This window comes from Arthrobacter sp. TE12231, assembly GCF_054062895.1.
Genome location: NZ_JBSSFS010000001.1, coordinates 2,561,103 through 2,575,571, shown reverse-complemented (window position 1 = coordinate 2,575,571; position 14,469 = coordinate 2,561,103). Strand labels below are relative to the sequence as shown.

13 protein-coding genes are annotated in these 14,469 nt (G+C 66.2%); 11 read left to right on the top strand and 2 right to left on the bottom strand.

Going from position 1 to position 14,469, the window contains the following annotated elements; genetic code table 11:
* The first annotated feature begins 1 nt into the window (after window position 1).
* The 11 genes from murC to dnaE all read left to right on the top strand — a co-directional run bounded on the left by murC (window position 2) and on the right by dnaE (window position 12,795).
* Window positions 2-1,402: a UDP-N-acetylmuramate--L-alanine ligase gene (murC, locus tag ACVWYS_RS11645; protein WP_456507021.1), complete on the top strand. Its 1,401-nt coding sequence runs from the start codon at window positions 2-4 to the stop codon at window positions 1,400-1,402.
* On the top strand, window positions 1,395-2,357 hold the full coding sequence (locus tag ACVWYS_RS11640; RefSeq protein ID WP_456509775.1) for a cell division protein FtsQ/DivIB: 963 nt from the start codon (window positions 1,395-1,397) through the stop codon (window positions 2,355-2,357). Before murC ends, ACVWYS_RS11640 begins: the two co-directional genes overlap by 8 nt.
* A gap of 222 nt (window positions 2,358-2,579) precedes the next feature.
* Window positions 2,580-3,797: a cell division protein FtsZ gene (gene ftsZ / locus ACVWYS_RS11635; RefSeq protein ID WP_091255129.1), complete on the top strand. Its 1,218-nt coding sequence runs from the start codon at window positions 2,580-2,582 to the stop codon at window positions 3,795-3,797.
* A 114-nt stretch (window positions 3,798-3,911) separates the two neighbouring features.
* A complete protein-coding gene (locus ACVWYS_RS11630; protein ID WP_456509774.1) occupies window positions 3,912-4,697 on the top strand; it encodes a polyphenol oxidase family protein in 786 nt (261 codons plus the stop codon).
* Window positions 4,690-5,514, top strand: a complete 825-nt coding sequence (locus ACVWYS_RS11625) for a YggS family pyridoxal phosphate-dependent enzyme (RefSeq protein ID WP_456509773.1) — start codon at window positions 4,690-4,692, stop codon at window positions 5,512-5,514. The genes ACVWYS_RS11630 and ACVWYS_RS11625 overlap by 8 nt, the downstream gene beginning before the upstream one ends.
* Before the next feature lie 87 nt (window positions 5,515-5,601).
* Window positions 5,602-6,132: a cell division protein SepF gene (locus ACVWYS_RS11620; RefSeq protein ID WP_344362173.1), complete on the top strand. Its 531-nt coding sequence runs from the start codon at window positions 5,602-5,604 to the stop codon at window positions 6,130-6,132.
* A gap of 137 nt (window positions 6,133-6,269) precedes the next feature.
* On the top strand, window positions 6,270-6,557 hold the full coding sequence (locus ACVWYS_RS11615) for a YggT family protein (protein ID WP_116767505.1): 288 nt from the start codon (window positions 6,270-6,272) through the stop codon (window positions 6,555-6,557).
* Window positions 6,558-6,744: 187 nt separating this feature from the next.
* Window positions 6,745-7,440, top strand: coding sequence for a DivIVA domain-containing protein (locus ACVWYS_RS11610; RefSeq protein WP_456509772.1), 696 nt, complete (start codon window positions 6,745-6,747; stop codon window positions 7,438-7,440).
* Between the two features lie 182 nt (window positions 7,441-7,622).
* Window positions 7,623-8,201 (top strand): signal peptidase II, encoded by a 579-nt coding sequence (gene lspA, locus ACVWYS_RS11605; protein WP_344362168.1) that lies wholly within the window; start codon window positions 7,623-7,625, stop codon window positions 8,199-8,201.
* A 7-nt stretch (window positions 8,202-8,208) separates the two neighbouring features.
* On the top strand, window positions 8,209-9,183 hold the full coding sequence (locus ACVWYS_RS11600) for an RluA family pseudouridine synthase (protein WP_272914151.1): 975 nt from the start codon (window positions 8,209-8,211) through the stop codon (window positions 9,181-9,183).
* A gap of 54 nt (window positions 9,184-9,237) precedes the next feature.
* The gene (gene dnaE / locus ACVWYS_RS11595; RefSeq protein WP_116767502.1) at window positions 9,238-12,795 is read left to right on the top strand and encodes a DNA polymerase III subunit alpha; all 3,558 of its coding nucleotides are present in this window, start codon (window positions 9,238-9,240) and stop codon (window positions 12,793-12,795) included.
* Between the two features lie 94 nt (window positions 12,796-12,889).
* Here dnaE and ACVWYS_RS11590 read toward each other — a convergent pair whose 3' ends face one another.
* Window positions 12,890-13,732 carry a hypothetical protein gene (locus ACVWYS_RS11590; protein WP_344362163.1) on the bottom strand — a complete coding sequence of 281 codons (843 nt, stop codon included), beginning with the start codon at window positions 13,730-13,732 and terminating at the stop codon, window positions 12,890-12,892.
* Complete coding sequence (locus ACVWYS_RS11585) at window positions 13,719-14,291, bottom strand: RNA polymerase sigma factor (RefSeq protein ID WP_344362331.1); 573 nt, start codon at window positions 14,289-14,291, stop codon at window positions 13,719-13,721. Before ACVWYS_RS11585 ends, ACVWYS_RS11590 begins: the two co-directional genes overlap by 14 nt.
* Between the last annotated feature and the right edge of the window lie 178 nt (window positions 14,292-14,469).

The following is a 14,469-nucleotide window of genomic DNA, read 5'->3' as shown; positions in this document are numbered from 1 at the left end:
TATGACCCAGCCCCAACACGGCACGCCTTCCCTGGCATCGCTCGGCCGCGTGCACTTTATCGGCATCGGCGGCGTCGGCATGTCCGCCGTCGCCCGCATCATGGTGGCCCGCCGAATCCCGGTGAGCGGCTCCGACGCGAAGGCGCTCCCGGTCATGACCGACCTCGCAGCCGCCGGTGCCCGGATCGCCGTCGGCTACGCGCCCGGCAACCTTGGCGACGCCCAGACAGTGGTGGCCGGCTCCGCGATCCGGCCCGACAACCCCGAACTCGTCGCCGCCCGAGCCGCCGGGCTCCCCGTGCTGCACCGCTCCGAGGCCCTGGCCGCCACCATGGCGGACGACACCGTGGTTGCGGTCGCCGGAACCCACGGAAAGTCCACCACGACCTCCATGATCACCGTGCTGCTGCAGGGTGCGGGACTCGACCCGTCCTTCGCCATTGGCGCGAACGTCCCGGCCCTCGGCGTCAACGCGGCAAACGGCGCCTCCGGGATCTTCGTGGCCGAGGCGGACGAGTCGGACGGCTCCTTCCTGAACTACCGCCCGGCGATCGCCGTGGTGACCAACGTCGAGCCGGACCACCTGGACTTCTACGGCACCGCGGACGCCGTCTATGCCTCCTTCGACAGCTTCACGGCCCTGCTCCCCGCTGACGGCGTGCTGGTGGCCTGCGCGGATGATCCCGGCGCCAGGGCCCTCGCCGAACGCACCGCGGCCCGCGGCAACACCCGTGTGGTCCTGTACGGGACGCGGGCGGACGCCGCTGTCCGGCTGCACGACACCGGACCGGGGCGGATCGGAATTACGACGGCGGCGGGCACCTTCGACGTCGAACTCCAAGTTCCGGGCAGGCACAATGCGCTCAACGCCGCCGCAGCGTTCGCGGTCGCGATCGAACTCGGCGTCGCACCGGAAACCGCTGCCGGGGCACTCGCGCACTTTTCCGGCGCCTCGCGTCGCTTCGAGTTCAAAGGGGAGGGACGCGGCATTCGCGTCTACGACGACTACGCCCATCACCCGACGGAAGTCCGCGCCGCCTTGTCCGCCGCACGCTCCGTGGCCGGGCAGCACAAAGTCCACGTGCTCTTCCAGCCCCACTTGTTTTCCCGGACCCGCGAATTCGCCCGTGAATTCGCCGAGGCGCTCAACACGGCGGACACGGCCTTGGTCCTGGACATCTACCCGGCCCGGGAAGATCCCATTCCCGGCGTCACCAGCGGGCTGATCGCCGAACACCTGGGCTCCGGCGGCAGCCTCGTCGGTCCCGGCGCGGAAGCAGTGCAGGCGGTGCTGGCGGCCGCCGCGCCGGGGGACATCGTGCTCACGGCCGGCGCGGGCGACGTCACGGCCTACGGGCCGCAGATCGTCGATGCCCTGACGGTCGAGGCCGCCGGTGGCTAGCACGCGGCGCCCCACCTACCGGGGCGGGACCAATGCCTCCGGGCCGAATGCCTCCGGACCCGGTTCCCGGCCGCCGTCCGGCGGGGCCGGCACGGACGTCATTTCGGCGTCCAAGAGCGCCGGCGACACGGCGGGCGGATACGCGCCGAAGCCGCAGACCCCCCAGAATTCCCGGAATCCTCAGAACCCACAGTCCCCCCAGGGCCCGCAGGGCATGCCGGACATCGGCGCAGGCAAGGTGCTGTCCTTCCCGGAACCCAAGGGCAAACGGCGCAAACGCATCCTGCTCAGCACCATTGGCATCATCGCCGTGCTCATCGCCGGGATCGTCGCGGCCGCCATCTATTCGCCCGTGCTTGCCCTGCGGACGGTCACCGTCGAGGGCACCAGGCTGTTGGGCGCGGATCAGGTCCAGACCGCCCTGGCGCCGCTCCAGGGCAAGCCACTGCCGCAGATCAGCGAGGACGACGTCGTCGCACTCCTGCAGCCGCTGGTCCAGATCAAGGACGTCAGCGTGAAGGCCTTGCCGCCCTCCACCCTGCAGGTGCACGTCACCGAGCGCATTCCGGTGGCCCTGGTCAAGCAGGGCGACACCTTCCAGCTGGTGGACGTGGACGGCGTCCAACTCAGCACCACCAAAGATCCCACCTCGGTTTCGCTCCCGGTGATCGACGGCGGCAGCGGCACCCTGCCCAAGGACCTGTTCCAGGCCATCACCGCCGTCCTGGGAGCGCTGCCGGCGGATGTGCTCGCACGGCTCTCCAACGCCTCCGCCCCCTCCGCCGACGCGGTCGAGCTCAGACTCGTCGACGGGCAGACGATCGTCTGGGGCAACGCGGGGGAGAAGGAGCTGAAGGCACGGGTCCTTGCAGCCCTCCTGAAGGTCCCGGCAGACCCGGCGAACCCCGTGAAGGTCTACGATGTCAGCGTCCCCCGGCACCCCGTCACGCGATAGCCAGCCATCGCTTCCACCCGGCAGGACTACATACAGGGGCTATTTGCCCGGTATTACCGCGACACGCGGCCCCGGTTATTGAATGTCCCCGGCATAGGAAATACCGTCACAGACATGAGTTACTTGACATAACTATAACCTTCAACTCGAAGGTTAAGGTTCAAAGCTTCAAGCACCGCTCGATCAGTTTTCGCATTAGTACACGAACAAGGGACACGTAACGTGGCAGCTCCGCAGAATTACTTGGCCGTCATCAAGGTCGTCGGCATCGGCGGCGGTGGCGTGAACGCAGTCAACCGCATGATCGAGGTCGGTCTTCGCGGCGTCGAATTCATCGCCATCAACACCGATGCCCAGGCATTGTTGATGAGCGATGCCGACGTCAAACTCGACGTCGGGCGTGAACTGACCCGTGGACTCGGTGCTGGCGCGAACCCTGAAGTGGGCCGGCAGGCCGCGGAGGACCACGCCGATGAAATCGAAGAGGTCATCCGGGGCGCAGACATGGTCTTCGTCACCGCCGGCGAGGGCGGCGGCACCGGCACCGGCGGCGCGCCCGTCGTAGCCCGGATTGCCCGTTCCCTGGGCGCCCTGACCATCGGCGTCGTGACGCGTCCCTTCACGTTCGAAGGCCGCCGCCGGGCCGGCTCCGCCGAAGCCGGGATCGACGCCCTGCGCGACGAAGTCGACACCCTGATCGTGATCCCGAACGACCGTCTGCTCTCCATCAGCGACCGCAACGTCTCCGTCCTGGACGCGTTCCGCTCCGCCGATCAGGTCCTGCTCTCCGGTGTCCAGGGCATCACCGACCTCATCACCACCCCGGGCCTGATCAACCTCGACTTCGCGGACGTTAAGTCCGTCATGCAGGGCGCCGGTTCCGCGCTCATGGGCATCGGTTCGGCCCGCGGCGAAGACCGGGCCGTCAAGGCCGCGGAGCTCGCTATCGCCTCCCCGCTGCTCGAAGCATCGATCGACGGTGCGCACGGCGTCCTGCTGTCCATCCAGGGCGGCTCGGACCTCGGCCTCTTCGAAATCAACGAAGCAGCACGTCTGGTCCAGGAAGTCGCCCACCCCGAGGCCAACATCATCTTCGGCGCCGTGATCGATGACGCCCTCGGCGACGAGGCACGCGTCACCGTCATCGCCGCCGGCTTCGACGACGTCAAGGCCACCTCGCCGTCCATGGACCAGTCCCTGCCGGCCGCGCCGCAGCGACCCACGTCCGCGGCCCCGGCTCCGGCGCAGGCACCCGCCTCCGCCCAGGTCCAGCCGCTGCACGCCACCGTGGGCGCTTCCGGCTACGGCGGCTGGGGCCAGCAGCGTCCCTCCGCGGTACCGGCCGACTCAGGCTTCGACGTCGACCTCCCGGCCGTCGTAGAGCCGGACCTGTCCGGCCGCCACTCCGATGACCTGGATGTCCCCGACTTCCTCAAGTAAATCGTTCGCCTTCAGCATGGCACTGCCGTCCGGCGGTGCCATGCTGCTTTTCGCCGGGTTACGGTGGAACGTATGAACGCAAGAATTCCGGACACGTTGACGGCGGTGGTGTGATTGTTTTCCTGGCAGGCTGAAGTCCGGCCCGGCGTCTGGGTGGCCTTCACCGACGCCCGAGCCGGGAACCTGGCACTTCACGTTGGTGACGACCCCCGCGCGGTCCGCCGCCGGCGCAAGGAGCTCGAAGCGGCCGCGGGACTCGGCGGGCGCGTCTTCCGGTACATGAACCAGGTCCACGGCGCTGACGTCGCCACCATCAGCGGCGGCACCGCGACGGGCGATGCCCGCCCGGCGGCAGCGGACAGCAGATCGGACACCGCAGCGGACAAACCGGCCGCCCCCACCGCCGACGCGATGGTCTCCCTGACCGAGCCGCTGGCGGTCATGGTGGCGGACTGCGTGCCGGTGGTACTGGTCGGCGACGGTCCGGCCGGCGCCCCCGTCCTCGGGGTAGTCCACGCCGGGCGCCCCGGTGTGGCCGCCGGAGTGGTGCCGGCCGCCGTCGCACGCCTGCGTGAGCTCGGCGCGGACAGTATCAGCGCCTGGATCGGCCCGTCCGTCTGCGGCCGCTGCTACGAGGTCCCCGACGGTCTGCGCTCCGAGGTTGCCGCGGCCGTCCCCGCCACGTGGTGCACCACCTCCACCGGCACGCCGGGCTTGGACCTGCCGGCAGGCGTCCGGAGCCAGCTGGAGGCGGCGGATGTCGCGGTGGAATACTCCGGGGGCTGCACCCTCGAGGACGGGAACCTGTTTTCCTACCGCCGAGACCCCCGCACCGGCCGCTTCGCCGGGCTGGTGTGGACGGACACGACACACGGAAAGAGAGCACAGGGCCATGACTGAGCCGGTTGAGGGCCGTCCCACAGGGCTGGCTGGTCCTCCGGGGGAAGTACCGGGGGAAATATCGGGGGAGCGGCCGGGGGAGAACCGTGAGGACGCGCTGGAAGGTCCCCGGCTGGTTCAGCTTGAGGCAAACCTCTCTGCCGTCCGCCGCAGGATCGACGCCGCCGTTGCGGCCGCGGGCCGGCAGTCGACGCCGCCCCGTCTGATTGTCGTCACCAAGTTCCACCCGGCGCAGGACGTCCGGCGGCTCGCGTCGCTGGGGGTCACCGACGTCGGGGAAAACCGGGACCAGGAAGCCGCCGGGAAGGCAGCGCAACTGGAAGACCTCAGCCTGAACTGGCACTTCATCGGCCAGCTCCAAAGCAACAAGGCCAAGTCCGTGGTGAGATACGCCGGGGCCGTGCACTCCGTGGACCGGGCCGGCCTCGCCACGGCCCTGGCCAAAGCGATGGCGGTCGAAAGCGATCGCACAGGGCGGCCGCCCCTGGATTGTTTCATCCAGGTCAGTCTTGAGGACGACGCCGGCGTGCACCGCGGCGGCGCAGCCCCCGAAGACGTTCCCGCACTGGCCGAACAACTGGCCGGAGCCGCTGGACTCCGGCTCGCGGGCGTCATGGCCGTGGCCCCGCTCGGTGCGGACCCGGCCGCCGCCTTCGAGAAACTGGCCGGCATTTCCGGGCGGCTGAGAGAACAATTTCCGGAGGCCGCCGGAATTTCCGCCGGCATGAGCCAGGACCTCGAGCAGGCGATCCGGTTCGGGGCGACACACCTGCGCATTGGCTCCGATATTCTCGGTCCGCGTCCGGGCCTGCGGTAAGTTCGACGTATTGGAAGGTATCGGCGGGGATTCCAAGGCTGTCTAGTCATTAAGCGGCCCGCTTACGGACAAGATTAGGAGTCGAGCATGGCTGGCGCTCTGCGCAAGACAATGATCTATCTTGGGCTCGCCGACGGCGAAGAACACTACGAGTCTGAGCACCCCACACCGCACAAGGATGAGGACGAATCCATGGAGCAGGACCGCGAGGAACGACGTGCGCCCGCGCCCGTCCGCGAGGTCCCCCGGGAAGAGCCCTACGCCGCTGAAGAGGAATATCGCGCACCTGTGACACCCATCAAGCGTGCGGCATCGAGCCGCGAAGAGACCACCGGCCTCCGGCAGATCACCACGATCCATCCGCGGTCTTACAACGACGCCAAGCTCATCGGCGAAAGCTTCCGCGACGGCATCCCCGTCATCATGAATGTCACCGACATGGGCGAGGCCGATGCCAAGCGCCTCGTGGACTTCTCCGCCGGCCTTGTTTTCGGTCTGCGCGGCAGCATCGAACGGGTGACGAACAAGGTCTTCCTGCTCTCGCCGTCGTACATCGAAGTCATTGGCGATGACAAGAAGGTCAGCGAGACGCAGGCCAGTTTCTTCAACCAAAGCTAGAGACGATAATTCCGCACGGATGCCAGGCGGGGACACCCGCCTGGCATCCGTGCGGAATTATTCGTGTTGAAATAGAAGCGGTACTTTCCTTAGGACACTGCGGTATCCGGAATGAACATGGAGATATGAGTTAGCTCATGGGAATTGTTTTCGGGCTCGTCTATATCGCACTGTTGCTTTTCTTCGTGGCCCTGATCATCCGCCTGGTTTACGACTGGGTACAGATGTTTGCCCGGAACTGGCGGCCGCGCGGTGTGGCGCTCGTCGCTGCCCATGCCGTGTATTCGGTCACTGACAAGCCCCTCGGGCTCCTTCGCCGGCTCATCCCGCCGCTCCGGCTGGGCGGTGTTTCGCTCGACATCGGGTTCCTGCTGCTGTTCGTTGTCGTGAGCCTGGCAATGGGGATCGTGAAGAGCCTGGTGTAGGCCCGGCCGACCGCAGCATAAGCAGCCGCCGCGGCCACGCAGGCGACTGACCCGGGCCAAGGCCCGAACTGCTAGAAACTCCGGTTTGACACTGCGGTGTTGAATTAGAGGAACCAGACCATATTTAGGTACCGTAGTTTTGACGGCCGGAAGGCCTACTGACTAACTAGACCAACGAGGTGACCAGATGGCTTTGACGCCAGAAGACGTTGTCAACAAGCGCTTTCAGCCGACCAAGTTCCGCGAAGGCTACGACCAGGACGAGGTAGATGACTTCCTGGACGAGATCGTCGTCGAACTCCGGCGCCTGAACCAGGAGAACGACGAGCTCCGTAAGAAGCTCGCCGAACTCGGCGCCGGCACGCCTGCCAGCTCCGCAGCCGCCGCCCCTGTGGTGGAAAAGGTCCCGGCGCCCGTCAAGGCCGAAAAGGAAGACGCCGCCAAGGCTGAGGCTGAGGCCAAGGCAAAGGCGGCCGCTGAAGCCGCCAAGAAGAAGGAAGCCGAGCAGGCCGCCAAGGCCGCCCAGGCAGTCGAACCGGCCCGCACCGCGGTCACCCCGGCTTCCGAGTCAGCCGCCGGCCTGCTCGCCATGGCACAGCAGATGCACGACAAGCACATCGCCGACGGCGAGCAGCAGCGGGACAAGATCATCGCTGAAGCACAGATCGAGGCCAGCAGCCTCGTCAACGATGCTCAGGAAAAGTCCCGCAAGATCCTTGGTGCCCTCGAGCAGCAGCGCTCCGTGCTGGAACGCAAGGTCGAGCAGCTACGCGGCTTCGAGCGCGACTACCGCTCACGCCTGAAGGCCTACATCGAAGGCCAGCTGCGTGACCTCGATGCCCGCGGCTCTGTTGCCGCCGCTGAGGTTGGCGAAGCCAACTAAGGCAAAAAGCCAAGTATTCTGAAAGTCGGTGGCTGGGGACTCCTCGGCCGCCGGCTTTTCCTTTTTCCCGCACTGTTTCATTCCTGCACGGTTCATTCCCGCACGGTGCCGCCACCGGTTCCGGTGCCGGCGTGCCGGGCACCACACCCCGGTCTCCGTACTGGCTCCCGAACGAAAGCCCTATGACTGACGCACCATCACCAGACGCCACACAGCCTGCCGCGGCCGTACAGCCCGTGCCTACCCGGCGGCGCCGGGCGAAGCTGTTTGTCCTGTTCGCTTCCTTCGCGGTGTTCGCGTACGTGTTTGACCAGCTGACCAAGCTCTGGGTCACCACCACCATGACAGAGGGCGAGCGGATCCCCGTGTTTCCGCCGCTGCTGCACTGGTTCTACATCCGCAACTCCGGGGCGGCGTTCTCGATCGGCGAAAACGTCACCTGGGTGTTCACGATCATCATGGCGGCGGTGTCCGTCGCGATCCTGATGCAGCTTCGTAAGCTTGGCTCGCTTTGGTGGGCGCTGGCGCTCGGGCTGCTGCTCGGCGGTGCACTCGGCAACCTGACGGACCGGCTTTTCCGCGAGCCGTCTTTCGCGATGGGCCATGTGGTGGACTTCATCCAGCTGCCGAACTTCGCGATCTTCAACATCGCCGACTCCGCCGTCGTTTCCGCCGTCGTGATCATCTGCCTGCTCACGCTGCGCGGGATCTCGCTGGACGGTTCGCGCCACACGAAGGAAGCGGTGGCCAAGGATGTCTGACCCCGAGATGTCTAACCCCGAGGACCCGGCCGGGGAGTCCGGTTCTGCACCTGCAGGGCACCGGCAATTCACCGTCCCGGAGGACCTCGCAGGCGCCCGGGTGGACGCCGGCTTGTCCAAAATGATGGACATCTCCCGCTCCCAGGCTGCTGTCCTCATCGCCGAAGGCCATGTCAGCAGCAACGCCAAGAGGGTCGGGAAATCCCTCAAGCTCACCGCCGGCACCGTGCTCGACGTCGTGGTGCCGGACCGCCGGGACCCCCTGGAAATCGTGGAGGAAGTAGTGGACGGCCTAAAGATCCTGCTGGACGATGACGAGTTCGTTGTCATTGACAAACCGGTCGGCGTGGCAGCCCACCCGTCGCCCGGTTGGGTCGGTCCCACGGTGGTGGGAGGCCTCGCCGGACTCGGCTACCGGATTTCGACGTCGGGCGCCCCCGAACGCGCCGGGATCGTCCACCGGCTCGACGTCGGCACCTCCGGCGTCATGGTGGTGGCCAAGACCGAAAACGCGTACACCGTCCTCAAACGGGCCTTCAAAGAACGAACCGTGGACAAGGTGTACCACGCCGTCGTCCAGGGCCTGCCGGACCCGCTGGCGGGCACCATTGACGCCCCCATCGGCCGCCACCCGGGCCACGACTGGCGGTTCGCCGTGATTGAGGACGGCCGTGACTCCGTTACCCACTACGAGGTCCTGGAAGCCTTCGGGAAGGCCTCGCTCGTGGAGGTGCACCTCGAAACGGGCCGCACCCATCAGATCCGGGTGCACTTCTCCGCGCTGCGCCACCCCTGCGCCGGTGACCTCACCTACGGCGCGGACCCGCGGCTGGCCGCCACCCTGGGGTTGACCCGACAATGGCTGCACGCCCGGTCACTGTCCTTCGATCACCCGCGGACGGGGGAGCGGGTCACCGTGACCAGCGAGTACCCGCAGGATCTGAAGTATGCCCTCGAGGTCCTGGAATCCGGGCAGGCCTGAGCCCCGCCGTCGCGGCTGCACGCCGCTGCCGCGGCACGGCACTAGAATGGTGCGGTGACTTCCAGCAACGACTCGTTTGTCCATCTCCACAACCACACCGAGTACTCGATGCTGGACGGCGCCGCCCGGCTCGGTGAACTGTTCGACGAAACCGAGCGGCTCGGCATGCCGGCCCTCGCCACGACGGACCACGGCTACCTGTTCGGCGCCTTCGACTTCTGGAAGCGGGCAACGGACAAGGGCATCAGGCCGATTATCGGCGTCGAGGCGTATGTGACTCCCGGGACCGCCCGCACGGACAAGAGCCGCGTGCGGTGGGGCGAGGAGCACCAGCGCAAGGACGACATTTCCGGCGGCGGCTCGTACACGCACATGACCCTGCTCAGCTACAACAACGTGGGCATGCGGAACCTCTTCCGGGCCTCCTCGATCGCTTCCCTGGACTCGGTTTTCGGCAAGTGGCCGCGGCTGGACCGGGAACTGCTGAACACGTACTCCGAAGGCCTGATCGCCACCACCGGCTGCCCGTCCGGCGAAGTCCAGACGAGGCTCCGGCTGGGGCAGTACCGGGAAGCCGTGGAGGCCGCGGCCGAGTTCCGCGACATCTTCGGCGCTGAGAACTACTTCTGCGAGCTCATGGACCACGGCCTGGACATCGAGCGGCGGGTCACTGGCGATCTGCTGCGCCTGGCCAAGGAACTGAACCTGCCGCTCGTGGCCACGAACGACCTCCACTACACGCACGAGCACGACGCGAAGGCGCACGAGGCCCTGCTGGCGATCCAGTCCGGTTCCACGCTCCTGGAGCCGACCTATGACAACGGCGGTTCCCGCTTTGCCTTCTCCGGCAGCGGCTACTACCTGAAGTCCCCGCAGGAAATGCGGGAGCTGTTCCGCGACCACCCGGAGGCGTGCGACAACACGCTTCTGATCGCCGAGCGCTGCGAAGTGTCGTTCAATACCGGCGCCAACTACATGCCACGCTTCCCCTGCCCCGAGGGCGAGGACGAAACGTCCTGGCTGGTCAAGGAAGTCGACAAGGGACTGCAGTACCGCTATCCCCAGGGCATCCCGGACAAGGTCCGCAAGCAGGCCGACTATGAGCTGGAAGTCATCACTTCCATGGGCTTCCCGGGCTACTTCCTCGTGGTGGCTGACTTCATCAACTGGGCCAAGAACAACGGCATCCGGGTGGGTCCCGGACGTGGCTCCGGCGCCGGTTCCATGGTGGCGTATGCCATGCGCATCACCGACCTCGATCCGCTGCACCATGGCCTGATCTTCGAACGCTTCCTGAACCCTGACCGCGTTTCCATGCCTGACTTCGACGTCGACTTCGATGACCGGCGCCGTTCCGAAGTGATCGACTACGTCACGCGGAAATACGGCGACGAACGCGTGGCGATGATCGTCACCTACGGCACCATCAAGACCAAGCAGGCCCTCAAGGACTCCTCGCGCGTGCTGGGCTACCCGTTCAGCATGGGCGAGCAGCTGACCAAGGCACTGCCCCCGGCTGTGATGGCCAAAGACATTCCGCTGGCCGACATTCAGAACCCCGAGGCCAAGCGTTACAGCGAAGCCGGCGACTTCCGGCAGCTGATCAGCACCGACCCCGAAGCCGCCAAGGTTTTCGAGACGGCACTGGGCATTGAGGGACTGAAGCGGCAATGGGGCGTGCACGCCGCCGGTGTCATCATGTCCTCGGACCCCATCATCGACGTGATTCCGATCATGCGCCGCTTCCAGGACGGCCAGGTCATCACCCAGTTCGACTATCCGACGTCTGAAGGCCTCGGCCTGATCAAGATGGACTTCCTGGGCCTGCGGAACCTGACGATCATTTCCGACGCCCTGGAAAACATCAAGATGAACCGGGGCATCGATCTCGACCTCGAAACCCTGGCATTGGACGACACGGAGTCCTACGAACTGCTGGCCCGAGGCGACACGCTGGGCGTCTTCCAGCTCGACGGCGGACCCATGCGGTCCCTGCTCAAACTGATGAAGCCTGACAACTTCGAAGACATCTCCGCGGTGCTGGCCCTCTACCGGCCCGGTCCCATGGGCGCGAACGCGCACACCGACTACGCGTTGCGCAAAAACAAGATCCAGGAAGTCATTCCGATCCACCCGGAGCTCGAGGAGCCGCTCTCCGAAATCCTCGGCGGCACGTACGGCCTGATCGTGTACCAGGAGCAGGTCATGGCCGTGGCGCAAAAGCTCGCCGGCTACACCCTCGGCCAAGCCGACATCCTGCGCCGCGCCATGGGCAAGAAGAAGAAATCCGAGCTGGACAAGCAGTTCGCCGGTTTCTCCCAGGGCATGCAGGACAACGGCTATTCCATGGCCGCGGTCAAGACCCTCTGGGACATCCTGCTTCCGTTCTCCGACTACGCCTTCAACAAGGCGCACTCGGCCGCCTACGGCGTCATTTCGTACTGGACCGCGTACCTGAAGGCGCACTACGCGCCGGAGTACATGGCCGCCCTGCTCACGTCCGTGGGCGACGACAAGGACAAGTCGGCGATCTACCTCAACGAATGCCGCCGCATGGGCATCACCGTGCTACCGCCGGACGTCAACGAGTCGGCGCTCAACTTCACCCCGGTCGGCAACGACATCCGCTTCGGCATGGGCGCCATCCGCAACGTCGGCGTGAACGCCGTCGAGGCCATGGTGGCGGCGCGCGAGAAGGAAGGCGCGTATACGTCCTTCAAGGACTACCTCATGAAGGTCCCCGCGGTGGTCTGCAACAAGCGCACCATTGAATCCCTGATCAAAGCAGGTGCCTTCGACTCGCTGGGCCACCATCGCCGCGCCCTGGCCATGATCCACGAAGAAGCGATCGACTCCGTCATCACCCTCAAGCGCAACGAGGCGATCGGCCAGTTCGACCTCTTCGCCGGTTTTGAGGACCAGGAGCCGGAGGCCTCACTCAGCACGGAAATCCCCGATCTTCCCGAATGGGAGAAAAAGGACAAACTGGCCTTCGAACGGGACATGCTCGGCCTGTATGTCTCCGACCACCCGCTGCAGGGGCTCGAAGGGCTCCTGAGCCAGCACGCGGACCGGTCGATCACCTCGATCATCGCCGAAGACGGCCCGCAGGACGGCGCGATCGTGACCATCGCAGGCATGATCACCTCGCTCAGCCGCCGGATCGCCAAGGCCAGCGGCAACGCCTACGCCCGCGCCGAAATCGAGGACCTCGCCGGTTCCATGGAGGTCATGTTCTTCGGCCAGGTCTACGGCCCCATCGCCTCGGTGCTGGCGGAGGACCTGATCGTGGTGGTCAAGGGCCGCCTGCAACGGCGCGACGACGGCGCCGTCACCTTGAACTGCATGGAACTGTCCGTGCCGGACCTCAGCGACAGCCAGAACGGGCCGGTGGTGATCACCATGGCCACGCACAAGGCCACCGAGGCCGTCGTCACCGAACTTGGCGACGTCCTGCGCACCCACCGCGGAAACTCCGAGGTCCGGCTGCACCTGCAAGGTGACACCCGGGTGGAGGTCATGGGCCTGCCGGTGCACCTGCGCGTGAACCCAAGTCCGTCCCTGTTTGGCGACCTTAAGGTGCTGCTCGGCCCGACGTGCCTGGATAACTGAAATGCAGGTGCGGGTAGCCACTAGGCAAGGCTGAGAGGTCCAGGACACCCTGGGGCCGCTCGCCACCTCAGGGTTCACGCATGGTATCCGAGGATCAGTTTTGAGGGTTGAGGGTTCCCCGGGCGATGCTGTCGGCGGAATGGGCCGGGTTCCCGTTGTAGGGCTGGTTGGACACGTCGACGATGGGGTATTGGGCAAGGTCGACGCCGGCGGGGATGGTGAAGGTGCCGGATTCATTGTCGAGGACACCCAGGCTGACCATCTTGGATAGGTCGGCAGAGCCGACCCACACTCCCCGGAATCCGGTGATGTGGTCGTTGGAGAGTCGGATGATCAGGTGCCGGGTTCCATCGGGGAGTTGCTCCACCAGGGCATCTCCGCTCCCGGTGTGCGCGGGCAGTGGAGTCAGGGACGTTTGGGCGACGACTGTCGATGTCGGACCCGACTGGGTGGAGGTGGGCGCAGTAGTGCCGTTGTGTCCGAGAACTCCGGCGGCGGTCCATCCGGCGGCCGTGCCGAGAACGATTCCGGCGGCAACCGCGGTAATCCAGAGACCGGGACGGGCGTGCCTGTCTTTGGCGCTGGGCCGCAGTAGTGTCGGTGCCGACTCTGTGCCGCTGCCGTGGTTCAGGGGCGCTTGCGCCCTGGCTGGCTTCGTCGGTGGGACAGGGGGCCCAGCGCTGGGCTGGGTCAGGGGATCCGTCGCGAGGGTCGGCGACAGGCCGAGGGCCTGATGGATGGCGGCCCAGTTCTGGCTGCCGGGTTTCTCGAGTTCGATGCCTGCGGTGTCGAGGGTGGCAATGTGCACCGCATGTTGCAGGCCTCGGAGGGTTTCGCTGCACACGGGGCAGCTGGCGAGGTGGTCGGCGTCGGTGTCTGTGCCGAGGGACTCGCCAAGGGCCAGCAGACTGAGAAGTTCGGCGTCAAGGTGTTCCATGTTCCACCTCCAGGCGGGTGCGTAAGCGGGTGAGGCTGCGCCGGATGTGGCTTTTGACGGTCCCGAGCGGCAGGTTAAGACGGGACGAAATCTGGTCGTGAGTCAGATCTTCATAGAACGCCAGCCGCATTATTGTCTGCTGTGGATCCCCTAAGTGCTCCAGTTCTTCGTCCAACGTCAGGCGGTCGGCGACCTCTTCGACGTCCCCAGCATCTGGGCGGGAAACGGGGGCAACTGCCAGGAGAATGGCCGCTTGTTCGAGATGGCGCTGGCGGGAGCGGGCGGACAAAGCGTCGGAGACTGCGTTGCGGGCAATCCCGATCAGCCACGCCGGCAGCCGCGCCGCCTCGGGGCGAAAAGTGGTCCGTGATTTCCAGGCCCTAATGAAAACCTCCTGGGTGACGTCGTCGGCAGCGGCACGCTCTCCCAGGGATCTCAGCGCCAGCGTGTAGACCAGCGGACTAAACCGTCGGTACGCCTCCGCGAGGACGCGTTCGTCGCCGCCGGCAAATGCGTGATCGAGATGGGCGTCCCAATCATGCGATGCGGCAGCCTCCATCAGGTGCTCCTTTGAGCGGCAATGGGCCTTGTTGAACCACATTATGCCGCTCCGGCGGGGGACTCCGCCATGGTCGAACGGGGTCAGCTCTCCGGGATGTCACGGTGCGCGTGCCGGTGGGGCCACGGTCGATGTGACCCCACCGGTCGACAGAACAGGACGTCTGCTCGAGCTACGG

Excerpts from the sequence above, each read along its gene's own strand:
- ACVWYS_RS11615 (WP_116767505.1), top strand. The coding sequence starts at position 6,270 with ATGGGAATTGTTTTCGGGCTCGTCTATATCGCACTGTTGCTTTTCTTC.
- ACVWYS_RS11590 (WP_344362163.1), bottom strand. The coding sequence starts at position 13,732 with ATGGAACACCTTGACGCCGAACTTCTCAGTCTGCTGGCCCTTGGCGAG.
- ACVWYS_RS11585 (WP_344362331.1), bottom strand. The coding sequence starts at position 14,291 with ATGGAGGCTGCCGCATCGCATGATTGGGACGCCCATCTCGATCACGCA.
- ACVWYS_RS11600 (WP_272914151.1), top strand. The coding sequence starts at position 8,209 with ATGTCTAACCCCGAGGACCCGGCCGGGGAGTCCGGTTCTGCACCTGCA.
- ACVWYS_RS11620 (WP_344362173.1), top strand. The coding sequence starts at position 5,602 with ATGGCTGGCGCTCTGCGCAAGACAATGATCTATCTTGGGCTCGCCGAC.
- lspA (WP_344362168.1), top strand. The coding sequence starts at position 7,623 with ATGACTGACGCACCATCACCAGACGCCACACAGCCTGCCGCGGCCGTA.
- murC (WP_456507021.1), top strand. The coding sequence starts at position 2 with ATGACCCAGCCCCAACACGGCACGCCTTCCCTGGCATCGCTCGGCCGC.
- ACVWYS_RS11610 (WP_456509772.1), top strand. The coding sequence starts at position 6,745 with ATGGCTTTGACGCCAGAAGACGTTGTCAACAAGCGCTTTCAGCCGACC.
- ACVWYS_RS11625 (WP_456509773.1), top strand. The coding sequence starts at position 4,690 with ATGACTGAGCCGGTTGAGGGCCGTCCCACAGGGCTGGCTGGTCCTCCG.